This window comes from Pseudomonas sp. RV120224-01b, assembly GCF_003208145.1.
GTDB classification, from domain to species: domain Bacteria; phylum Pseudomonadota; class Gammaproteobacteria; order Pseudomonadales; family Pseudomonadaceae; genus Aquipseudomonas; species Aquipseudomonas monteilii.
Map to the genome: position 1 here is coordinate 108,201 of NZ_QKMQ01000018.1, position 20,753 is coordinate 128,953.

The window sequence follows — 20,753 nt, forward strand, 5'->3', positions numbered from 1 at the left end:
CCCGCTCCCACAAGTACTCCACAGGTTTCAGCATCTGTGCAGTCTATGTGGGAGCGGGCGAGCCCGCGAAGAAGGTCACTCGGCTTTCAAGGCCTGCGCCAACAGTTCATAGGACCTCACCCGGTCCGCATGCTCATACAAGTCACAGGTAAAGATCAGCTCATCCGCTCCGGTTTGCTCCAGCAGCACCTCCACCTTGGCCCGTACCTTCTGCGGGCTGCCGATCATCGCCAGGCCCAGGAAGCTACCCACAGCATCCCGCTCATGGGGCAGCCACAATCCATCCATGCTTTCGACCGGCGGCTTTTGCATCAGGCTCTGCCCGCGAATCAGCGCCAGAATGCGCTGGTAAACCGAGGTAGCCAGGTACTCGGCCTTTTCATCGGTTTCGGCCACCACCATGGGGATGCCCAGCATCACATACGGCTTGTCCAGCGTGGTCGATGGTTTGAAGTGGTTGCGGTAAACGCGGATGGCCTCGTGCATGTAGCGCGGTGCGAAGTGCGAGGCGAAGGCGTAGGGCATACCGCGCATCCCGGCCAGCTGGGCGCTGAACAGGCTGGAGCCCAGCAACCACATGGGTACGTCGGTGTCATGCCCCGGTACGGCGATCACTTTTTGATCATCGGTGCGTGGGCCGAGGTAGCGCGACAGCTCCTCGACATCGTCCGGGAAGTCGTCCGGGCCACCGGCGCGGTCGCGGCGCAAGGCGTAAGCCGTCATCTGGTCGGAACCTGGTGCACGGCCCAGGCCCAGGTCGATTCGCCCGGGGTACAGGCTGGCCAGGGTGCCGAACTGCTCGGCGATTACCAGTGGCGCGTGGTTGGGCAGCATCACTCCACCTGAGCCCACGCGAATGGTCGACGTCCCCCCGGCCAGGTAACCGATCAGCACCGAGGTGGCCGAACTGGCGATGCCGTCCATGTTGTGGTGCTCGGCCACCCAGAAGCGGTTGTAGCCAAAGCGCTCGACGTGTTGCGCCAGGTCCAGCGAATTGCGCAGCGACTGCGCCGGGCCTGCGTCGGCGCGCACCGGCACCAGGTCGAGGGTGGAAATTTTCAGGTCACGCAGCTGCGTCATCGGAGCCTCCGCAAAGGTGGTTGGCCAGCGGCCTTTTCAACTCTGTATGGGCACATTCGGGGGATTCAATGCTTGCCGTGCGATTGGTCTGAACTTGCTGCAGGCGACAGGCCTCTGAACCCATAAGCTCGTAACCGAAAGACCAGGAGGCAGCATGAAAAAGACAGCATCGGCGATCTGGCAAGGTGGCCTGAAGGACGGCACCGGCCTGCTTTCTACCGAAAGCGGCGCGCTCAAGCAGAACCCTTACGGCTTCAATACCCGTTTTGAAGGCTCGCCGGGCACCAACCCGGAAGAGTTGATTGGTGCAGCGCATGCGGGCTGTTTTTCGATGGCTTTGTCGATGATGCTGGGCGAAGCCGGGCTTACTGCCGACCGGATCGACACCGCTGCCGAAGTGACGCTCGACAAGCTGCCCGATGGGTTTGCCATTACCGCCGTGCATCTTGTGCTCAGGGCGAAGGTGCCTGGTGCAAGCGAAGCGCAGTTTCTGGAGATAGCCAACAAGGCCAAGGAAGGGTGCCCGGTGTCCAAGGTGCTGAACGCGAAGATCAGCCTGGATGCCGCGCTGGTTGGCTGAAGCGGCGCAACGGTGGCGGTTTGCTGTAGTCTAAACAGCGTCGGCAGCACGCTGCCTCTTCAGGAGCCGTTCCATGATTCGCGTAGCAATCGCCGTGTTGGCTTCCCTGCTCGCCACCTCCACGTTGGCGGCAGTGAAACCGTGCGAGGAGCTGAAAGCCGAGATCGAGGCCAAGATCCAGGCGCAGGGCGTGCCCTCCTACACCTTGGAGATCGTGCCCAACAGCGAGGTCAAGGACCAGAATATGGTGGTCGGGACCTGCGATGGCGGGACGAAGAAGATCATCTACCAGAAGAATGACCAGTAGCTTTGAGACCCGGGGCTGCCTGGCAGCCCCGGCTTTCACGGAATACAGAACACTTCGCTAGGCTCGTTCACCAGCACCTTGCGGCTGGCGTCGTACAGCAGCACTTGCGGCTCCATCACCGGAGCCCGTGCCTCCAGGCGATAGCGCTCGCCGGCCTTGAAGTTGTCAAAGCGCACGGTCAGGTAGCAGGTGCGGTCCCGGGGCTCGCTCATGATGCCGCCGGAGTAGATTTCATAATCGAAGCGCACCACCAGTTCGTGCTTGCCGGGCGTTACCTGGAAGTAACGGCCATCCTCCAGGCGTTTTCCGTCAAGGCGGTCGGCCATGATCACCCGGCCGGGGGTCATGGTGTAGAGGTCGACCCAGGCCTGCTTGGGGTCGACGGGTGGCAAGGGGCTGGCGCAAGCCCCCAGTGCACTGAGGGCGATCAGCATCATGGGCTGGCGCATGGCAAGACTCCCACTTGCGATGTACAAGGTACAAGCATAGCGCCGTTTGCGGGGTTCAGGTGCGTTGGCAGCCTGCAGGCAGGCCTTGGCCGAGCAGTTTTTGCTGCTGGTCGTAGAGCTTGATCCAGGGGCGGAAGCCAATGCTGCCGGCTTGCAGCTGGTAGCGCTGCCCGGCGCTGAAGTCCTTGAAGGTCAGCTTGACCTGGCAATCGCGCCACAGCGGCTCATCGACCGGGCCGATATTGCTGGGGGTAACCGGAAACTGGTAGCGCACGGTCAGCTCATGGCTGCCTGGTGGTACCTCAAAATAGCGGCTGTCGACCCACTCTCGTTCGTCGACCTGCACGGCGTGCAGCGACGTGTTGTCGTAGGGGGTGAGGTCGATCCAGGCCTGGTTCGGGTCCGGGTCTGGCAACGTTGAACAGGCACAAAGCAGCAACAGTGAACCGGCGACCAGCAATGCACGCATGGCGAAACTCCCCCTTGGCGAGATAGTCTTGGAGTGAATCGGCCTTGAGCGAGTCAGACAGTCCCGGATGCTTCGACTTTTTCTTATGCAGCGCTCAGGCCCTGGGGCACTCGACCGCGTTTTCATCCGTTTGGTTCCCCTGCTGGCCGCGCTCCTGCTGAACGGTTGCAGTAGCGTTGCCTACTATGGGCAGTTGGCTGAGGGCCAGTGGCAATTACTGCGTGCACGACAGCCTGTCGCGCAGGTGATAGCCGACCCGGTGACACCCCCGCAATTACGATCGCACCTGGCACACGCTGAACAGGCGCGGGTGTTCGCCAGCCAGCAGCTGAAGCTGCCGGATAACCGCAGCTACCGGGTTTACGCCGACATTGGCCGGCCTTATGTGGTGTGGAACGTCTTCGCCACGCCCGAGTTGTCGTTGCAGCCTGTTACGCACTGCTTCCCGATTGCGGGGTGCGTGGCGTATCGCGGCTACTACCAGCAAGGCGCGGCCCGTGGGGCGGCGGCGCTGATGCGGCAAGACGGGCTGGATGTGTACGTTGGCGGTGTGGAGGCGTATTCGACGCTGGGGTGGTTCGATGACCCGATTCTCTCTTCGATGGTGGGCTGGGGCGACGAGCGCTTGGCCACGCTGATCTTCCATGAGCTGGCTCACCAGCGCTTTTATGTGCAGAACGACACCGAGTTCAACGAGTCGTTTGCCTCCTTCGTCGAGCAGGAAGGCACGCGGCAATGGCGCGTGGCGCGTGGGCTTGCCGCCATTGGCGGGGATCAGGGACAGCAGCGTGAGCAGTTCATCCGGCTGGTGCTGGCCAGCCGTGAGCGGCTGCAGGCGATCTATGCAGGCCCATTGGATGAAGCGCACAAGCGGCAGGCCAAGCGGGCCGAGTTCGAGCGCTTGAGGCGCGAGTACCGGCAGGTGCGTGATGGCCAGTGGGGCGGGGACAAGCGCTATGACGCCTGGGTGTATGGGCCGCTGAACAATGCCAAGTTGCTGCCGTTCGGGCTTTATGACCAATGGGTGCCGGCGTTTGAGGCGCTGTTCCGCGAGGTGGGCGGGGATTGGGGGCGGTTTTATGAGCGGGTCGAGCAACTGGGGCGGTTGCCGATTGCTGACAGGAAGGCGGCGTTACAGAGGTTGATGGTTAGGTCGTGAGATATTGGGGCCGCTTTGCGGCCCTTTCGCGACACAAGGCCGCTCCCACAAAGGTCCCGCGTACGCCGATCAATGTGGGAGCGGCCTTGTGTCGCGATGGGCTGCAAAGCAGCCCCAATGGCCATCAAGCCTTGATAAATGCCTGATGCATCTCGGCCAAGGTAGCAAAGTGGTAGGCCGGTTCTTCCGCCATCAACTCCTCCTGGCTACCAAACCCATACCCTACTGCCACGGCCTGCACGCCATTGCTGCGCGCGCCAATCAGGTCATGCTTGCGGTCGCCGATCATCAGCGTCTGTGCCGGGTCCAGCCCTTCTTCGTCCAGCAGGTGGCGAATCAGCTCGACCTTGTTGGTGCGGGTGCCGTCCAGCTCGCTGCCGTAGATCACCTTGAAGTGGTGGTCGAAGGCGAAGTGCCGGGCGATTTCACGGGCGAACTCCCAGGGTTTGGAGGTGGCGATGTACAGCGTGCGGCCTTGCCCGTTCAGGGCTTCAAGCAACTCCGGCACACCCTGGAACACCAGGTTCTCGTACAGGCCGGTGACGCGGAAGCGCTCCCGGTAGAAGTTCACCGCCTCCCAGGCCTTGGCTTCGTCGAAGCCGTAGAACTGCATGAAGGCTTGCAGCAAGGGTGGGCCAATGAAGTGCTCCAGGCGGGCCAGGTCCGGTTCATCGATACCCAGCTTGGCCAGGGCGTACTGGATCGAGCGGGTGATGCCCAGGCGTGGGTCGGTCAGGGTGCCGTCGAGGTCGAAAAGGATGTTTTGCTGGTGCATGTTCGTCTCGGTAATCGGGATCATTCCGGTTGGTCGTAGCCTTCGGCCAGGTGCTGGTCCTTGAGCTTCACGTAGTTGCCGGCGCTGTAGGAGAAGAAGGCGCGCTCGTTGTCGTTCAGCAGCCGGGCCTGTTTCACCGGGCTGCCCATGTACAGGTAGCCACTGACCAGGCGTTTGCCGGGCGGTACCAGGCTGCCGGCGCCGATGATCACTTCGTCCTCGACGATGGCGCCGTCCATGATGGTGCTGCCCATGCCGACCAGGATGCGGTTGCCCAGGGTGCAGCCGTGCAGCATCACTTTGTGGCCGATGGTTACTTCGTCGCCGATGATCAGCGGGAAACCGTCCGGGTTGAAAGGGCCGGCGTGGGTGATGTGCAGCACGCTGCCATCCTGCACGCTGGTGCGTGCGCCGATGCGGATGCGGTGCATGTCGCCGCGCACCACGGTCAACGGCCAGACCGAGCTGTCTTCGCCAATCTCCACATCGCCCAGCACTACCGCCGAACGGTCGATAAAGGCCCGTGATCCAACTTTCGGAGTGTGTTGCTGGAAGCTTCGGATGGCCATGATAGCGTCTCTCATCTGTGCCGATAGGCAGGCTGCCTGCTGCGGTCGGCGTCGATTGTAATTAAGATGGGGCAGTGTTTCTTCTGCCAAGGTATCCAAACCGTGACTGCGAACAACCCGCTTCTGCAATCCCACGATCTGCCGCCCTTCTCGCAAATCCGTGCCGAACACGTGTTGCCGGCGATCGAAGCGATCCTGGCCGACAACCGTAAAGCCATTGCCGAGATCCTCGACAAGCAGGGCAAGCACCCCTCCTGGGCTGGCCTGGTGCTGGCCATGGATGAACTGAACGACCGCCTGGGTGCTGCCTGGAGCCCGGTTAGCCACCTGAATGCGGTGTGCAACAGCGCTGAACTGCGCGAGGCCTATGAGTCATGCCTGCCGGCATTAAGCGCCTACTCGACCGAACTGGGCCAGAACCGTGCCCTGTTCGAAGCCTACCAGGCCTTGATCGACAGCCCGGAAGCCGCAAGCTTCGACGTGGCGCAGAAGACTATCCTCGAGCATGCCCTGCGTGACTTCCGCCTGTCGGGTATCGACCTGCCGGCAGACAAGCAGCAGCGTTACGCCGAAGTGCAGAGCAAGCTCAGCGAGCTGGGTAGCCGCTTCTCCAACCAGCTGCTCGATGCTACCCAGGCCTGGACCAAGCATGTCACCGACGAAGCCGCGCTGGCTGGCCTGACCGACTCGGCCAAGGCGCAGATGGCCGCCGCGGCCCAGGCCAAGGGCCTCGACGGCTGGCTGATCACCCTGGAATTCCCCAGCTACTACGCAGTCATGACCTACGCCAGCGACCGCGCCCTGCGCGAAGAGCTGTACGCCGCCTACTGCACCCGCGCCTCGGACCAGGGCCCGAACGCCGGCCAGTTCGACAACGGCCCGGTGATGCAGGAAATCCTCGGCCTGCGCCAGGAGCTGGCCGAGCTGCTGGGCTACAAGAACTACGCCGAGCTGAGCCTGGCCACCAAGATGGCCGAGTCCAGCGACCAGGTGCTGAACTTCCTGCGTGACCTGGCCAAGCGTTCCAAACCGTTTGCCGCCCAGGACCTGGAGCAACTGAAGGCCTACGCCGCCGAACAAGGCTGCCCTGAGCTGGCCAGCTGGGACGCCGGCTACTTTGGCGAGAAGCTGCGCGAGCAACGCTACAGCGTGTCGCAGGAAGCCCTGCGTGCTTACTTCCCGATCGACAAGGTGCTGAACGGCCTGTTCAGCATCGTGCAGCGCCTGTACGGCATCGAAATCGCGGAGCTCAAAGGCTTCGACAGCTGGCACCCGGACGTGCGTCTGTTCGAAATCAAGGAAAACGGCCAGCATGTCGGTCGCTTCTTCTTCGACCTGTACGCCCGCGCCAACAAGCGCGGCGGCGCCTGGATGGACGGCGCCCGTGACCGTCGCCGCACTGCCGCTGGCGAGCTGCAGAGCCCGGTGGCCAACCTGGTGTGCAACTTCACCCCGGCCGCACCCGGCAAGCCGGCGCTGCTGACCCACGATGAAGTCACCACCCTGTTCCATGAGTTCGGCCATGGCCTGCACCACATGCTGACCCGCATCGAGCATGCCGGTGTATCCGGCATCAACGGCGTGGCCTGGGACGCGGTCGAGCTGCCGAGCCAGTTCATGGAAAACTGGTGCTGGGAGCCCGAAGGCCTGGCGCTGATCTCCGCCCACTACGAAACCGGCGCCCCCCTGCCCCAGGACCTGCTGGACAAGATGCTGGCGGCGAAGAACTTCCAGTCGGGCATGATGATGGTGCGCCAGCTGGAGTTCTCGCTGTTCGACTTCGAACTGCATGCCACCCATGGCGACGGCCGCAGCGTGTTGCAGGTGCTCGAAGGCGTGCGCGACGAGGTGTCGGTGATGCGCCCACCGGCGTACAACCGCTTCCCTAACAGCTTTGCGCACATTTTCGCGGGCGGTTACGCAGCCGGCTACTACAGCTACAAGTGGGCCGAAGTGCTGTCGGCCGACGCCTTCTCGCGTTTCGAGGAAGAAGGCGTGCTGAATGCCGAGACTGGCCGCGCGTTCCGTGAGGCGATCCTGGCCCGTGGTGGTTCGCGCGAGCCAATGGAGCTGTTTGTCGACTTCCGTGGGCGTGAGCCTTCCATCGATGCGTTGCTGCGCCACAGTGGCCTCACCGAGAGCGCTGCAGCATGAGCGAGGTTGCTGTGAACAAGACCAAGAAACGCTTCATTGCCGGGGCGGTATGCCCGGCGTGCAGCGAGCCTGACAAGCTGATGATGTGGAGCGAAGACGACACCCCGCACCGCGAGTGTGTTGCCTGTGGCTTCACCGATACCCTCAACGAGCAGGGGCTTTCGGTGCCCAAGGAGCTTGGCACCCGGGTTAATCACCTGGCGCCGAAGGCTGCGCCGGCCAAGGTACAGACGGTGCAGTTCTTCCCGAATCCGAAGCTGAAGAAACCGGCTGAGTAATGCTGTGGTGCCACCCGGGTGCAAGGCCCGGGTGGTAGATAGTCAGGCCTTCTGGCATACGTTGGCCATGCACGCTCTCTTGCTCCTTTCCACGAGCAAAGTGACGCGCCATGGACAACCCCCTGCTGCAAGCTAGCCACATCCCCGTCGATTACCCTTCCATCACCCTTGAAAACATGCGTGCGGCTTTCGACCATGTGCTACTGGCGCATGAGCAAGGGATCGAGCGCATCATCCGTGATCAGCAGGCCATGCCCACCTGGGATGACATGGTGCTGGCCGTGGATGGCCTGGACAGCCAGCTATTGGCAGTGTTGTATGCCGCCTCGCCATTGGTTGGCCGGGAGGTCGACTGGGCCAACGCCATCATCGGCTTTTACGGTAAAGCAACGGAGCGCTTCGAACAGAAATTCGTCAACAGTCATCTGCATGCCCTTTACGAGCGCTTGGCCAGCAGTGACATCGGCAAGCAGCTGGATGCCCAGAAACGCGCCACCTTGCGTTGGCATCTGGACAAATTTGCCTCCAGCGGGGCGTTGCTCGATGCCGCTGGCAAGGTGCGCCTGGCAGACCTCCAAGGGCAGATCGGCAGTGCACGCGACGCGTTCCGCAGCAACATCAACCGCTCTGGGCTTAGCATTACCGACGAAACCGAGCTCAGCGGCATTTCACAGCAGGTGCGCGACAAATGGGCTGCTGCGGCACAAGAGGCAGGTGAGCAGGGTTGGATTATTGCCTGTGACACAGTGGCTACCGATGAGGTGCTCAAGCATGCGGCCAACCGCCAGCTCCGTGAACGTGTGTACCGGGCATTTCACACCCGAGGCACCAGCAATGATCCGCAACTGGATAACCGCTCGTCTTTGCAGGAGCTTGCACAACTGCGCCAGGAGAAGGCCCTCCTGCTTGGTTTTCCCAGCCATCTGGAGCAAAGCCTGCATGTGAAGAGTGCGGGCTCGGTAGCTCAGGTGCGCAGCTTTCTCCACGATCTGGCCGGTCATGTGCGACCGGCCATGTTGCGCTGGCGTGCGCAAGTGCAGCGCCAGGCTGCCGATCAAGGCCTGGACAACCCAAAACCCTGGGACTTCGACTACCTGCAGGCGTCTTCGCGCGGTGGGTCTTCCACCGAAGCGCTGCGCGAATACTTCCCGCTGGATGCGGTCGTCAGCGCGTTACAGCAGCTGGCGCAGACGCTGTTCGGTGTTGTGCTTGAGCCTAAGCCGCTCGCTACCTGGGATGATAGCGTGCAGCCGTTCGAGGTGTGGCAGGACAACGCCTTCATCGGGTTTCTGTATCTGGACGCCGTGCAGCATGCCGGGAAGCAGCCAGACTCAGTGTTCACCACATACATACGCAACCGTCGGGTCGATGCCGAGGGTATCTACCAGGCCGCGTCGGTGGTGGTTTTCTGCGATGTGCCGCAAGCACCACCAGGTAGCCGGCCATTGCTCGACCACTTGTCTCTGCGCAAGTTGTTCCATGAGTTCGGCCATGCCCTGCACCATTTACTGGTGCGTACGACGAACCACGTGATGTCCAACGTGACCGAACTGGGCACCGATGGTGTGGAGCTGTTTGGCAAGCTGTTCGAGCGTTGGGTCTGGGATGCGGATTACCTGGTGTCGATTTCGGCTCATACAAGCGATGGCAGCCCGCTGACCCGGAGGCAAGCCGATGAGAGCCTGGAGGCGCTGCGCCAGCAGGGCGTGGAGGAAATCGCGCGTCATCTGAGCCTGGCGCTGTTCGACATGGACCTGCATGCCACACCGAACGATGGCAGGTCCTTTGAGCAGCGCCTGAATGAGGCCCGTGAGCGTTGTGGCTACTGGCCGCTCGCTGATTTCGAGCACCCGGCGCATGCCTTCGACCACCTGGTGAATGGTTACGATGCTGGTTACTACGCCTACCTGTGGTCGGATGTGCATGCTTTTGACGTGTTCACCCGCTTCGAGGCCGAGGGCCTGCTGAACCGGGCCACGGGCCAGGCCCTTCAGGACGCGCTGTTAGCCCCAGGCGCATCGCGCCCATTGCGCGAAGGCATTGAGGTGTTCCTTGGTCGGCAATCTGAACAGGCAGCGTACCTGAGCTGGCATGGCCTGAAGTAGCCAGACCAGAGGTGCTGGAAAGATTCTGGCGCGCACTATACTGTATATCGGTACAGTATAGAGGTTAGCCATGATTCCTCCAGCACCGCAAAAGGGCCGTGGCACGGCGCACAACCCACATAACCGCTTTGCCCCGAGCCATTCGGTGGCAGTGGATGATGGCTGGTACCAGGAAGTGCCACAGACGCAGGGCACTGAAGTGCGGATAGAAACCGCCAAGTCGGTAATCAGCCGCAACACCTCGCCCGACCTGCCCTTCGACCGCTCCATCAACCCTTACCGTGGCTGCGAGCATGGTTGCATCTACTGCTATGCCCGCCCCTCGCACGCCTATTGGGACCTTTCCCCCGGTCTGGATTTCGAGACCAAGCTGATTGCCAAGACCAACGCTGCCGAGGTGCTGACGCAACAATTGAGCAAGCCGGGCTACGTGTGCGCGCCGATCAACCTGGGCTCCAACACCGACCCTTACCAACCGATCGAGCGGGAGCACATGCTCACCCGGCGGCTGCTTGAGGTTTTGCTGCGTTTTCGCCATCCGGTGACCATTGTCACCAAGGGTTCGCTGGTGTTGCGTGATCTCGACCTGCTGGCCGAGATGGCCCGCCAGCGCCTGGCGCGGGTAATGATCAGCCTGACCACGCTGGACGATGATCTCAAGCGGGTGCTGGAGCCACGCGCGGCATCCCCCGGCGCACGGTTGAGGGCCATCCGGGTATTGCGCGAAGCGGGTGTGCCGGTGGGTGTGTTGTGTTCGCCGATGATTCCGATGATCAACGACAGTGAACTGGAACGCCTGTTGGAGGCTGCCAGGGAAGCCGGCGCACAGAGCGCGGCCTACATGATGCTGCGCCTGCCGCTGGAGGTGGCGCCACTGTTCGAGCAGTGGCTGCAGGACCATTACCCGCAACGGGCTGCGCATGTACTGAGCCTGATCCGCCAGAGCCGGGGCGGCGAGCTGTACGACAGCCGGTTTGGTGCGCGCATGCGCGGTGAAGGGGTGTTTGCCGAGCTGTTGGCACAGCGTTTTGCCAAGGCCATGAAGCGGCTGAACTTTGAGGGGCGGGAAGCGCAGGCACTGGATTGCTCGGCATTCTGCCCACCGGGGGGCCAGATGGCGTTGTTCTGATGCCTGTAACTCAGCTAATAACACCCAATAATTTTGCTAATCCATATTGGCAACTGATGCTTTTTTGCTATTATCCAGATCCCGCCTTTCCTGTCTGGAACACCCGTTCTAGAGCCTTCGAATTAAGTTTCAGTTAAGTTTTCCCCGCTAGCGTAGGAAATCAGTCCACACCGACTGTGATCAATGGCCCGTGCGTGTCATCTAAATCCCTGCATAGCCAGAATCTTTCACCGGTAAAATGGATTTACCTACACACCGTCAAGAGGATGAATCATGCCCGTCAAGGACCCATCCAAGGTCGTACCGCAGGTCCCCGCGGAAAGCGCCGATGCTGCCCTGAAGCACATCGTCGACGGCTTCCTGCGCTTTCACCATGACGTCTTCCCCGAGCAGCAAGAGCTGTTCAAGAAGCTCGCCACCGCGCAAACGCCACGCGCCATGTTCATCACCTGCGCCGACTCGCGCATCGTCCCCGAGCTGATCACCCAAAGCTCGCCAGGCGACCTGTTCGTGACCCGTAACGTGGGTAACGTGGTGCCGCCTTACGGCCAGATGAACGGTGGTGTTTCCAGCGCCATCGAATACGCGGTTCTTGCACTGAAAGTGCACCACATCATCATCTGCGGCCACTCCGACTGCGGTGCCATGCGCGCGGTACTCAACCCGCACTCGCTGGACAAGATGCCGACGGTTGGCGCCTGGTTGCGCCATGCCGAGGTGGCCCGCACCGTGGTCGAGAACAACTGCTCGTGCGGCAGCGAACACGAAAGCATGCAGGTGCTGACCAAGGAAAACGTCATTGCCCAGCTGCACCACCTGCGCACTCACCCCTCGGTGGCCTCGCGCCTGGCAGCTGGCCAGTTGTACATCCATGGCTGGGTCTACGACATCGAGACCAGCAAGATTGAAGCCTACGACGCCGCCAGCGACAGCTTCCTGCCCCTGGCCGCTGGCGAGCCTGTTCCGAGCGCCACTCCGAGAGGCCGCTACTAAGCGCCCCATCCACCGCTAGAACCTTGATAGCCGGCTGCACCCTTCAGGGTGTGGCGCGGCCTTCTGCTGCCTTGAATTCCCTGACTGCCCTGCCGGCACGCCCGCTGGCGGCCCGCGCCTGCGCGCTCTTCAGGGGCAAACGTGCCCACGGCCAGGGGAATGGCCGTGTGACTGAGAATGGAGAAACACGGTGAACATTACACAGTTGAAAGCGGCCCTGCCGCGTGAGTTGTTGGCGTCGGTGGTGGTCTTTCTGGTGGCCTTGCCGTTGTGCATGGGCATTGCGATCGCCTCGGGCATGCCGCCGGCCAAAGGGCTGATTACCGGCATTATCGGCGGCATTGTCGTGGGTTTCCTCGCCGGTTCGCCGTTGCAAGTCAGCGGCCCGGCTGCCGGCCTGGCAGTGCTGGTGTTCGAGCTGGTGCGCCAACATGGCATGGCCATGCTTGGGCCGATTTTGCTGTTGGCCGGGGTGCTGCAATTGCTGGCCGGGCGCCTGCGCCTGGGGTGCTGGTTCCGCGTCACTGCGCCAGCGGTGGTGTACGGCATGTTGGCGGGGATTGGCGTGCTGATCGTACTGTCGCAAGTGCATGTCATGTTCGACACCGCGCCCCAGCCTTCCGGTATGCAGAACCTGCTGGAGTTCCCGGCAACCGTGGCCGCAGCCCTGCCACAGGAAAGCGCCGGTACCGGCTGGATGGCCGGTGCGCTGGGCCTGGGTACCATCGCCATCATGTGGGGCTGGGAGCGCTTGCGGCCGCAGCGGCTACGCTTCGTCCCGGGTGCCCTGCTGGGTGTTGCGGCGATGACCGGCATCAGCATGTGGCTGGCCTTGCCGGTCAACCGAGTGCACGTGCCGGCAGACTTGTCTGAGGCCATCGACTGGATCCGCCCGGATGACCTGATGCAACTGGCCGACCCTACCCTGCTGGTCGCTGCCTTCGCCCTGGCCTTCATTGCCAGTGCTGAAACCCTGCTGTCGGCTGCGGCGGTGGACCGCATGCACAGCGGCCAGCGCTCGGACTTCGACCGTGAGTTGTCGGCCCAGGGGATCGGCAACATGCTCTGCGGTGTGTTGGGTGCTTTGCCGATGACTGGAGTGATCGTGCGCAGTTCGGCGAATGTTCAGGCGGGAGCGCAAACCCGGGCTTCGGCGATCTTCCATGGCCTTTGGCTGCTGGCGTTCGTAGTGGCGCTGAGCAGCGTGCTGCAACAGATTCCGGTGGCGAGCCTGGCGGGTGTGCTGGTGTTTACCGGGGTGAAGCTTGTGGACTTCAAGGCGTTTCGCGGGTTGGGCCGTTATGGCCGCATGCCGATGTTTACCTACGCGGCGACAGCACTGGCGATCATCTTTACCGACCTGCTGACCGGCGTGCTGCTGGGCTTTGCCCTGACCTTGCTGAAGCTGGCGTTCAAGGCGGCGCGGTTGAAGATCAATCTGGTGAGCCTGGAGAAGGCTGGGCACATGGAGCTGCGGCTTAGCGGTGCGGCGACGTTCCTCAAGGTGCCGGCGCTGACTCAGGTGCTGGATACTGTGCCGGCGGGGACCACGCTGCACGTGCCGCTGGGTAACCTGAGCTACATCGACCACTCGTGCCTTGAGCTGCTTGAAGACTGGGGCCGCAGCAATGCGGCGAATGGGTCGCGGTTGTTGATCGAGCAGCGGCGGTTGAAGCGGCGGATCGAGGGGCGGTTGCGGACTACGGCGGGGGTTGGGGCATAGCCCCGAGGGATTTGTTGCCTGATCTGGCCCTTTCGCGGGCACGCCCGCTCCCACAGGATTGCGCTTTAGCTGAAACCAGCGCAGAACCTGTGGGAGCGGGCGTGCCCGCGAAGAGGCCGGAACAGGAAAATCAGGCCGGTTGACCCAGCTCGACACCCAGCTGCCGCGACAGGCACGGCCAGCGCTTCCAGGCCTCGCCAGTTGCCGGGCTGCTCAGTTTCTCGCGATAAGCCTCAACAGACTCCACCGCAAAGCTCTCGTCATTGAGCATTTCGTCAACCGAGTGATGCACCACTTCATCCAGCTGGTTGGCAAATTCCTCGCCAATCAACTGGTGGGCAATCAGGTTGGCGACGGTGGTATCGACCGGGATCAGCGGCTGCTGGAAGTGTCGGATGTACAAGTCATTCACTTCCTCCACCAAGCGATGCGCCAGGTAGGCCTCATCCAGCAGGCAGTCCAGACCCACATGCCCTTCCATGACCTCGGGCGGTTGCAGGAAGTAAGCCTCGGCAATTTTCAATACAGGTTTGATCTGCGACTCGATCCCGGCCTCGCGGGCAACCGCATGTGCGGCCTCCAGCAGTTCCGGAACCTGGTCGATGTAGGCGCTGACGAAGCGCGCCAAAGTACCCTGGGCGTCCTGCTCAGGCAGTTGGATCGAGGGGTGCAGGTGGGGCAGTTGCAGCTCGAGACGCTGTTTCAATTGGCCAGTCTGGCCTTCATGTTGATGGGCTTGGCTTACCTGCTCGCGTACAGCAGCGATGTTCATGACAACTCCAGGGACATTACGTTTCAAACGGAAGACACTAAATTAGCTCGGTATACAGAATACCTAAGACCTATTTGTTATAAATCTCGCAAACGTGTGCGCTCTCAGGCATATCAAGGTGCCATTATTGCGCCATACCCCCTCAAGCGTGCGGTTTTCAGGCAATTTGGCTATTTCGTGAAGTTCATTTCACAGGCTTCATTGCGTGCCATTGGTCGCTGTCTATACTCCCGGTGAACGTGATTCGTTGATGAGGCCCGACTGCTTTTAGCAGGGGCTCGGTCGTCGAAGCCAGGCAGTCTTGACCGCCGTTCCCTCTTGCCGCAGGCCACGCCTCCGGGACAACAAGAATTAGAAGGGGAACCCGCAATGATGCGACATCCACATGTCTGGATGGGCCTCCTGTTGTGGTCGGTTTTTGGTCAGGCCAATGCGGCCTGGACCGTGAACATGCACCCGGGGGCGACGGAAGTCTCCAACGCCGTCTTCGACTTGCACATGACCATCTTCTGGATCTGCGTGATCATCGGCATCGTGGTATTCGGCGCGATGTTCTGGTCGATGGTCATCCACCGCCGTTCCACCGGCCAGCAGGCCGCGCATTTCCACGAGCATACCTGGGTGGAAATCCTCTGGACCGTGGTGCCCTTCCTGATTCTGGTGGCCATGGCCATCCCGGCCACCAAGACCCTGATCGACATCTACGACGCCAGCGAGTCGGACATCGACATCCAGGTCACCGGCTACCAGTGGAAGTGGCACTACAAATACCTGGGCCAGGACGTGGAGTTTTTCAGCAACCTGGCCACCCCCGCCGATCAGATTCACAACAAGGCCCCCAAGGACGAGCATTACCTGCTCGAAGTCGACCAGCCACTGGTGTTGCCTGTGGGCGCCAAGGTGCGTTTCCTGGTAACCGCCGCTGACGTCATCCACTCCTGGTGGGTACCGGCCTTCGCGGTCAAGCGCGACGCCATCCCCGGTTTCGTCAACGAAGCCTGGACCCGTATCGAGAAGCCCGGCATCTACCGCGGCCAGTGCACCGAGTTGTGCGGCAAGGACCATGGCTTCATGCCGGTGGTGGTCGAGGTGAAGTCCAAGGCCGACTACGACACCTGGTTGGGTGAGCGCAAAGCCGAAGCTGCCAAGCTCAAGGAGCTGACCAGCAAGGAATGGACCCTGGAAGAGCTGGTGGAGCGTGGCGACAAGGTCTACCACACCACCTGCGTGGCCTGTCACCAGGCCGAAGGCCAGGGGCTGCCGCCGATGTTCCCGGCGCTCAAGGGTTCGAAGATCGCTACCGGGCCAAAGGAAGGCCACCTGAGCATCGTCTTCCACGGCAAACCCGGTACCGCCATGGCTGCATTCGGCAAGCAGCTCTCGGAAGTGGATATTGCCGCCGTGGTCACCTACGAGCGCAACGCCTGGGGCAACAACAAGGGCGACATGGTCACGCCGAAGGACGTGCTGGCGCTGAAGCAGGCAGAAGCGCAATGAACCGGGCTACTCGCGGCAATCAATGGGTTGCAGGAGACAGGACATGAGCACAGTGATCGACGACCACGCCCACGGCCATGACCATGCGCACGGCCCGGCCAAGGGCCTGATGCGCTGGGTGCTGACCACCAACCACAAAGACATCGGCACGATGTACCTGTGGTTTGCCTTCCTCATGTTCCTGCTTGGTGGCTCGTTCGCCATGGTGATTCGCGCCGAGCTGTTCCAGCCCGGGCTGCAAATCGTGGAGCCGGCGTTCTTCAACCAGATGACCACCATGCATGGCCTGATCATGGTGTTCGGTGCGGTGATGCCGGCCTTCGTCGGCCTGGCCAACTGGATGATCCCGTTGATGATCGGTGCGCCCGACATGGCCCTGCCGCGCATGAACAACTTCAGCTTCTGGTTGTTGCCGGCGGCGTTTCTGTTGCTGGTGTCGACCCTGTTCAGCCCTGGCGGCGGGCCGAATTTTGGCTGGACCTTCTACGCCCCGCTGTCCACCACCTATGCACCGGCCAGCGTCACCTTCTTCATCTTTGCCATCCACCTGATGGGCATCAGCTCGATCATGGGCGCGATCAACGTGATCGCCACCATCCTCAACCTGCGTGCGCCGGGCATGACCCTGATGAAGATGCCATTGTTTGTCTGGACCTGGCTGATTACTGCGTTCCTGCTGATTGCGGTGATGCCGGTGCTGGCCGGCGTGGTGACCATGATGCTGATGGACATCCACTTCGGTACCAGCTTCTTCAGCGCCGCCGGTGGCGGTGACCCGGTGCTGTTCCAGCATGTGTTCTGGTTCTTCGGCCACCCCGAGGTGTACATCATGATCCTGCCGGCCTTTGGTGCGGTCAGCTCGATCATCCCGGCGTTCTCGCGCAAGCCGCTGTTCGGCTACACCTCAATGGTGTACGCCACCGGCGCGATTGCCTTCCTGTCGTTCATCGTCTGGGCCCACCACATGTTCGTGGTCGGCATCCCGGTGGTGGGCGAACTGTTCTTCATGTACGCCACCATGCTGATCGCCGTGCCCACCGGGGTGAAGGTGTTCAACTGGGTCAGCACCATGTGGGAAGGCTCGCTCACCTTCGAGACGCCGATGCTGTTTGCCATCGCCTTCGTCATCCTGTTCACCATCGGCGGCTTCTCCGGCTTGATGCTGGCCATCGCCCCGGCGGACTTCCAGTACCACGACACCTACTTCGTGGTCGCACACTTCCACTATGTGCTGGTGCCCGGGGCGATCTTCGGCATCTTCGCCTCGGCCTACTACTGGCTGCCGAAATGGACGGGCCACATGTATGACGAAACCCTCGGCAAGCTGCACTTCTGGCTGTCGTTCATCGGCATGAACATGGCCTTCTTCCCCATGCACTTCGTGGGGCTGGCCGGCATGCCACGACGCATCCCCGACTACAACCTGCAGTTCGCCGACTTCAACATGGTGTCGTCTATCGGTGCCTTCATGTTCGGCGCCACGCAAATCTTCTTCCTGTTCATCGTCATCAAGTGCATCCGTGGCGGCGCGCCGGCACCGGCCAAGCCTTGGGATGGCGCCGAGGGCCTGGAGTGGTCGATCCCCTCGCCTGCGCCCTACCACACCTTCCAGACGCCACCGGAAGTGAAATAGGAAGCCCGCCATGAACGGCCTGTCGCTGAAACGCCTGGTAACGCGCCTGTTGATGCTGACGGTGGTGATGTTTGCCTTCGGCTTTGCCCTGGTGCCGATCTACGACGTGATGTGCAAGGCGTTTGGCATCAATGGCAAGACCGGCGGGCAGTACGAAGGCAGCCAGGTCAGCGACCCGTCGCGTTCGGTACGGGTGCAGTTCATGTCGACCAATGCCAGCGACATGGTCTGGGACTTCTACTCAACGGCTGACCAGTTGGAGGTCAACCCGGGTGCGGTGAACCAGATGATCTTCATTGCCCACAACCCGACCGACCGGCCGATGAGTGCGCAGGCGATACCCAGCATTACCCCGGCCGAGGCCGCGGCGTATTTCCACAAGACCGAGTGCTTCTGCTTTACCCAGCAGGTGCTGCAGCCCGGCGAACGCATCGAGATGCCGGTGCGCTTCATCGTAGACCGCGACCTGCCGGCCAGCGTGAAGCACCTGACACTGGCCTACACCTTGTTCGACATCACCGCTCGCCACCCGCCGGTCGCGCATGTTGCGGCCCAGGACGTCCAGGGCGCCCGTTAAGGGAAGGAGAACAGCAATGGCAAGTCATGAGCACTACTACGTCCCGGCGCAGAGCAAGTGGCCGATCATCGCCACCATCGGCATGTTCATCACGGTGTTCGGTCTGGGCACCTGGTTCAATGACATGAAGGCCGGCCACCCGGAATCGCACGGGCCGCTGATTTTCTTCGTGGGTGCATTGTTCCTGGCCTACATGCTGTTCGGCTGGTTTGGCGCCGTGGTGAAGGAGAGTCGTGCGGGGTTGTACAGCCCACAGTTGGACCGCTCGTTCCGCTGGGGCATGAGCTGGTTCATCTTCTCCGAAGTGATGTTCTTCCTGGCGTTCTTCGGTGCGCTGTTCTACGTGCGCGTGCTGGCCGGGCCGTGGCTGGGGGGCGAAGGGGCCAAAGGGGTTGCGCACATGCTGTGGCCGACCTTCGAATTCACCTGGCCGCTGCTGCACACACCCGACCCGAAACTGTTCCCGCCGCCCAAGGAAGTGATCGACCCGTGGCACCTGCCGCTGATCAACACCATCCTGCTGGTCAGTTCCAGTGTGACCATCACCCTTGCGCACCATGCGTTGCGCCGTGATCACCGTGGGCCACTGAAGTTCTGGATGGCGCTGACCATTCTTCTGGGTATCAGCTTCATTACGTTGCAGGCCTACGAGTACCACGAGGCCTATACCAAGCTGGGGCTGACGCTGGGTTCGGGGATCTACGGGGCGACGTTCTTCATGCTGACCGGCTTCCACGGCGCCCACGTGACGCTGGGCACGATCATCCTGATCGTGATGTTCGTGCGGATTTTGCGCGGGCATTTCAACCCGGAGAAACACTTCGGCTTCGAGGCGGCCAGTTGGTACTGGCACTTCGTCGATGTGGTGTGGGTGGGGTTGTTCATCTTTGTGTATGTGCTGTAGGAGCGAGCAAGCTCGCTCCTACAGGGATGAGGCCAGGCACTCAGAGATTCAGAAGGGAGCATGTGAAACCAGCTGACCGCTGATCAAGCCCCAGGCGACCAAGCCAACGGTCAGGGCCGCCAGGGTCACCCGCACGGTCAGCGCCTTCAGCAGGCGGGTCGAGTTTTCGTCGTCCTTGACCAGAAACACCAGGCCGCTGAACAGGCTGGCAATCGTGGCCAACAGCATCAGGACAATCGCGGCCTTGAGCATGGCGCTACTCCGGGGGGATGCGGTGATGTGGATAAGTATAGCGAGGCGCCCGTGAGGCCGTTTCGCCCAGGTTGGGTACCGACCCTGGTGGTGCTTGCGCTGCTGCCGGGCCTGATAGCGCTTGGCTGCTGGCAACTGGGCCGCGCCGAGGAAAAGCGCGTGCTGCTGGCCACTTATGCCGAGCGGCGGGTCGACGCGCCAATCGCCACGGCTCAGCTGGCATCGAACGAAGACAACGCCTTCCGCCGCGTGCACCTCTATGGCCGCTTCGACGCCGAACACAGCCTACTGCTGGACAACCGCATGCGCGACGGCCAGGCCGGTGTCGAACTTCTTCAACCCTTCCATGACCAGCCCAGCGGCCTGTGGCTGTTGGTCAATCGCGGCTGGCTGCCATGGCCAGACCGTCGCGTGCCGGTGCATTTCGATACCCCCTCCAACGCCTTGGCACTGGACGCTTCAGTCTACGTATCACCCGGCAGCACGTTTCAGCTGCATCCCGACCCTGAAGGCGGCCAATGGCCCCATCTGCTTACCGCCGTTGATGCCGCACAGCTATGGCCACAGCTAGGCCGCGAAGGCTATGCCCATGAGTTGCGCCTGGAGCCCGGCCCGGCAACCTACCGGCTGGACTGGCCGGTGGTTGCCATGGGCCCGGAAAAACACCTGGGGTACGCCGTGCAGTGGTTTGCCCTGGCGACTGCGCTGGTTCTGCTTTACCTCTACTTCGGCTGGCACCACAACAAGGAGAAACGCCATGGCCACCGCCACTCCACTGGACGTGCCTGAACGTAGCAAACCCAGAGCCCGCGGGCGTTTGCAGCTGCTGTTGATCTTGCTGGTGGTGCTCGGTCCGATGATCCTGGCCACCAGCATGTACAAGCTCAAGTTCTGGGTGCCGGAAGGCCGCAGCTACCACGGCGCCATGATCGGCAATGGTGAAAGCCGTGCCGATATCGGCGTGGCGGGTGAAGACGAGCGCTGGCAACTGCTGGTCAGCGCGCCCGAGGCCTGCGCCGAAGACTGCCAGCGCCTGGTGTACCTGGCCCGGCAGATCCAGGTCGGCCTGGGCCGCGATGCCAGCCGCGCCAGCCATGCGCTGGCCGCTGCCCAACCGCTGAGCGCCGACTACCAGGCGCTGCTCGGCCGCGAGTACCCACAACTGCAACGCTACCCGTTGGATGCCCAGCACTACCTGCAGAAGGTTGGCGAGCCTGGCCCGCAACTCTGGATCGTCGACCCCCACGGCAACCTGGTGCTGCGTTACGACGGCAAGGTCAACGGCAAGCATGTGCTGGACGACCTGCGCCACTTGCTCAAGCTGTCCAACATCGGCTAGGAGCCTGCC

The 20,753-nt window shown here is 62.0% G+C and carries 22 protein-coding genes; 15 read left to right on the plus strand and 7 right to left on the minus strand.

Going from position 1 to position 20,753, the window contains the following annotated elements; translation table 11 throughout:
* Positions 1-75: 75 nt before the first annotated feature.
* Positions 76-1,080: an LLM class flavin-dependent oxidoreductase gene (locus N436_RS23375; RefSeq protein ID WP_019098082.1), complete on the minus strand. Its 1,005-nt coding sequence runs from the start codon at positions 1,078-1,080 to the stop codon at positions 76-78.
* A gap of 154 nt (positions 1,081-1,234) precedes the next feature.
* Here N436_RS23375 and N436_RS23380 point away from each other — a divergent pair, with 154 nt between their 5' ends.
* Both N436_RS23380 and N436_RS23385 read left to right on the plus strand, forming a co-directional pair.
* The gene (locus N436_RS23380) at positions 1,235-1,660 is read left to right on the plus strand and encodes an OsmC family protein (RefSeq protein WP_016712814.1); all 426 of its coding nucleotides are present in this window, start codon (positions 1,235-1,237) and stop codon (positions 1,658-1,660) included.
* 73 nt (positions 1,661-1,733) lie between these two features.
* The gene (locus tag N436_RS23385) at positions 1,734-1,967 is read left to right on the plus strand and encodes a DUF1161 domain-containing protein (protein WP_110742063.1); all 234 of its coding nucleotides are present in this window, start codon (positions 1,734-1,736) and stop codon (positions 1,965-1,967) included.
* Positions 1,968-2,002: 35 nt separating this feature from the next.
* On the opposite strand, the gene N436_RS23390 is transcribed toward N436_RS23385, so the two are convergent.
* Entirely contained in the window at positions 2,003-2,416 is a 414-nt protein-coding gene (locus tag N436_RS23390) for a hypothetical protein (RefSeq protein ID WP_105947085.1), read from the minus strand.
* A gap of 55 nt (positions 2,417-2,471) precedes the next feature.
* Positions 2,472-2,885, minus strand: coding sequence for a hypothetical protein (locus N436_RS23395; protein WP_104833660.1), 414 nt, complete (start codon positions 2,883-2,885; stop codon positions 2,472-2,474).
* A gap of 85 nt (positions 2,886-2,970) precedes the next feature.
* Between N436_RS23395 and N436_RS23400 the strand changes: the two genes are divergently transcribed.
* Complete coding sequence (locus N436_RS23400) at positions 2,971-4,044, plus strand: aminopeptidase (protein ID WP_110742064.1); 1,074 nt, start codon at positions 2,971-2,973, stop codon at positions 4,042-4,044.
* A gap of 124 nt (positions 4,045-4,168) precedes the next feature.
* On the opposite strand, the gene N436_RS23405 is transcribed toward N436_RS23400, so the two are convergent.
* Positions 4,169-4,819 (minus strand): HAD family hydrolase, encoded by a 651-nt coding sequence (locus N436_RS23405; protein WP_110742076.1) that lies wholly within the window; start codon positions 4,817-4,819, stop codon positions 4,169-4,171.
* Between the two features lie 20 nt (positions 4,820-4,839).
* Positions 4,840-5,388 carry a gamma carbonic anhydrase family protein gene (locus N436_RS23410; RefSeq protein WP_016712820.1) on the minus strand — a complete coding sequence of 183 codons (549 nt, stop codon included), beginning with the start codon at positions 5,386-5,388 and terminating at the stop codon, positions 4,840-4,842.
* 66 nt (positions 5,389-5,454) lie between these two features.
* Between N436_RS23410 and prlC the strand changes: the two genes are divergently transcribed.
* The 6 genes from prlC (at position 5,455) to N436_RS23440 (ending at position 13,770) form a co-directional block, all read left to right on the plus strand.
* Positions 5,455-7,542, plus strand: a complete 2,088-nt coding sequence (gene prlC, locus N436_RS23415) for an oligopeptidase A (RefSeq protein WP_110742065.1) — start codon at positions 5,455-5,457, stop codon at positions 7,540-7,542.
* A complete protein-coding gene (locus N436_RS23420; protein WP_016712822.1) occupies positions 7,539-7,820 on the plus strand; it encodes a YheV family putative zinc ribbon protein in 282 nt (93 codons plus the stop codon). The genes prlC and N436_RS23420 overlap by 4 nt, the downstream gene beginning before the upstream one ends.
* A gap of 110 nt (positions 7,821-7,930) precedes the next feature.
* Positions 7,931-9,925 (plus strand): M3 family metallopeptidase, encoded by a 1,995-nt coding sequence (locus tag N436_RS23425; protein ID WP_105947082.1) that lies wholly within the window; start codon positions 7,931-7,933, stop codon positions 9,923-9,925.
* Positions 9,926-9,995: 70 nt separating this feature from the next.
* Positions 9,996-11,054, plus strand: coding sequence for a PA0069 family radical SAM protein (locus N436_RS23430; RefSeq protein WP_105947081.1), 1,059 nt, complete (start codon positions 9,996-9,998; stop codon positions 11,052-11,054).
* Positions 11,055-11,327: 273 nt separating this feature from the next.
* On the plus strand, positions 11,328-12,047 hold the full coding sequence (locus N436_RS23435; RefSeq protein WP_105947080.1) for a carbonic anhydrase: 720 nt from the start codon (positions 11,328-11,330) through the stop codon (positions 12,045-12,047).
* Between the two features lie 190 nt (positions 12,048-12,237).
* A complete protein-coding gene (locus N436_RS23440; protein WP_110742066.1) occupies positions 12,238-13,770 on the plus strand; it encodes a SulP family inorganic anion transporter in 1,533 nt (510 codons plus the stop codon).
* 130 nt (positions 13,771-13,900) lie between these two features.
* Here N436_RS23440 and N436_RS23445 read toward each other — a convergent pair whose 3' ends face one another.
* Complete coding sequence (locus N436_RS23445) at positions 13,901-14,542, minus strand: hypothetical protein (protein WP_105947078.1); 642 nt, start codon at positions 14,540-14,542, stop codon at positions 13,901-13,903.
* Between the two features lie 369 nt (positions 14,543-14,911).
* On the opposite strand from N436_RS23445, the gene coxB reads away from it, so the two are divergent.
* The 4 genes from coxB to N436_RS23465 are packed head-to-tail and all read left to right on the plus strand — an operon-like array spanning position 14,912 to position 19,153.
* Complete coding sequence (coxB, locus tag N436_RS23450) at positions 14,912-16,039, plus strand: cytochrome c oxidase subunit II (RefSeq protein WP_105947077.1); 1,128 nt, start codon at positions 14,912-14,914, stop codon at positions 16,037-16,039.
* A 43-nt stretch (positions 16,040-16,082) separates the two neighbouring features.
* Complete coding sequence (gene ctaD / locus N436_RS23455; RefSeq protein ID WP_104833654.1) at positions 16,083-17,672, plus strand: cytochrome c oxidase subunit I; 1,590 nt, start codon at positions 16,083-16,085, stop codon at positions 17,670-17,672.
* A 10-nt stretch (positions 17,673-17,682) separates the two neighbouring features.
* Entirely contained in the window at positions 17,683-18,249 is a 567-nt protein-coding gene (locus N436_RS23460) for a cytochrome c oxidase assembly protein (protein ID WP_016712829.1), read from the plus strand.
* 16 nt (positions 18,250-18,265) lie between these two features.
* Positions 18,266-19,153 (plus strand): cytochrome c oxidase subunit 3, encoded by an 888-nt coding sequence (locus tag N436_RS23465; protein WP_105947076.1) that lies wholly within the window; start codon positions 18,266-18,268, stop codon positions 19,151-19,153.
* Between the two features lie 48 nt (positions 19,154-19,201).
* On the opposite strand, the gene N436_RS23470 is transcribed toward N436_RS23465, so the two are convergent.
* On the minus strand, positions 19,202-19,405 hold the full coding sequence (locus N436_RS23470; RefSeq protein WP_110742067.1) for a twin transmembrane helix small protein: 204 nt from the start codon (positions 19,403-19,405) through the stop codon (positions 19,202-19,204).
* Between the two features lie 51 nt (positions 19,406-19,456).
* Between N436_RS23470 and N436_RS23475 the strand changes: the two genes are divergently transcribed.
* Both N436_RS23475 and N436_RS23480 read left to right on the plus strand, forming a co-directional pair.
* On the plus strand, positions 19,457-20,194 hold the full coding sequence (locus tag N436_RS23475) for an SURF1 family protein (RefSeq protein ID WP_105947075.1): 738 nt from the start codon (positions 19,457-19,459) through the stop codon (positions 20,192-20,194).
* Positions 20,163-20,744, plus strand: coding sequence for a hypothetical protein (locus tag N436_RS23480; RefSeq protein ID WP_110742068.1), 582 nt, complete (start codon positions 20,163-20,165; stop codon positions 20,742-20,744). Before N436_RS23475 ends, N436_RS23480 begins: the two co-directional genes overlap by 32 nt.
* Positions 20,745-20,753: the final 9 nt, after the last annotated feature.

Coding starts and splice junctions, on each gene's coding strand:
- N436_RS23375 (WP_019098082.1), bottom strand. CDS start 1,080: ATGACGCAGCTGCGTGACCTGAAAATTTCCACCCTCGACCTGGTGCCG.
- N436_RS23380 (WP_016712814.1), top strand. CDS start 1,235: ATGAAAAAGACAGCATCGGCGATCTGGCAAGGTGGCCTGAAGGACGGC.
- N436_RS23385 (WP_110742063.1), top strand. CDS start 1,734: ATGATTCGCGTAGCAATCGCCGTGTTGGCTTCCCTGCTCGCCACCTCC.
- N436_RS23390 (WP_105947085.1), bottom strand. CDS start 2,416: ATGCGCCAGCCCATGATGCTGATCGCCCTCAGTGCACTGGGGGCTTGC.
- N436_RS23395 (WP_104833660.1), bottom strand. CDS start 2,885: ATGCGTGCATTGCTGGTCGCCGGTTCACTGTTGCTGCTTTGTGCCTGT.
- N436_RS23400 (WP_110742064.1), top strand. CDS start 2,971: ATGCAGCGCTCAGGCCCTGGGGCACTCGACCGCGTTTTCATCCGTTTG.
- N436_RS23405 (WP_110742076.1), bottom strand. CDS start 4,819: ATGCACCAGCAAAACATCCTTTTCGACCTCGACGGCACCCTGACCGAC.
- N436_RS23410 (WP_016712820.1), bottom strand. CDS start 5,388: ATGGCCATCCGAAGCTTCCAGCAACACACTCCGAAAGTTGGATCACGG.
- prlC (WP_110742065.1), top strand. CDS start 5,455: ATGGGGCAGTGTTTCTTCTGCCAAGGTATCCAAACCGTGACTGCGAAC.
- N436_RS23420 (WP_016712822.1), top strand. CDS start 7,539: ATGAGCGAGGTTGCTGTGAACAAGACCAAGAAACGCTTCATTGCCGGG.
- N436_RS23425 (WP_105947082.1), top strand. CDS start 7,931: ATGGACAACCCCCTGCTGCAAGCTAGCCACATCCCCGTCGATTACCCT.
- N436_RS23430 (WP_105947081.1), top strand. CDS start 9,996: ATGATTCCTCCAGCACCGCAAAAGGGCCGTGGCACGGCGCACAACCCA.
- N436_RS23435 (WP_105947080.1), top strand. CDS start 11,328: ATGCCCGTCAAGGACCCATCCAAGGTCGTACCGCAGGTCCCCGCGGAA.
- N436_RS23445 (WP_105947078.1), bottom strand. CDS start 14,542: ATGAACATCGCTGCTGTACGCGAGCAGGTAAGCCAAGCCCATCAACAT.
- coxB (WP_105947077.1), top strand. CDS start 14,912: ATGATGCGACATCCACATGTCTGGATGGGCCTCCTGTTGTGGTCGGTT.
- ctaD (WP_104833654.1), top strand. CDS start 16,083: ATGAGCACAGTGATCGACGACCACGCCCACGGCCATGACCATGCGCAC.
- N436_RS23460 (WP_016712829.1), top strand. CDS start 17,683: ATGAACGGCCTGTCGCTGAAACGCCTGGTAACGCGCCTGTTGATGCTG.
- N436_RS23465 (WP_105947076.1), top strand. CDS start 18,266: ATGGCAAGTCATGAGCACTACTACGTCCCGGCGCAGAGCAAGTGGCCG.
- N436_RS23470 (WP_110742067.1), bottom strand. CDS start 19,405: ATGCTCAAGGCCGCGATTGTCCTGATGCTGTTGGCCACGATTGCCAGC.
- N436_RS23480 (WP_110742068.1), top strand. CDS start 20,163: ATGGCCACCGCCACTCCACTGGACGTGCCTGAACGTAGCAAACCCAGA.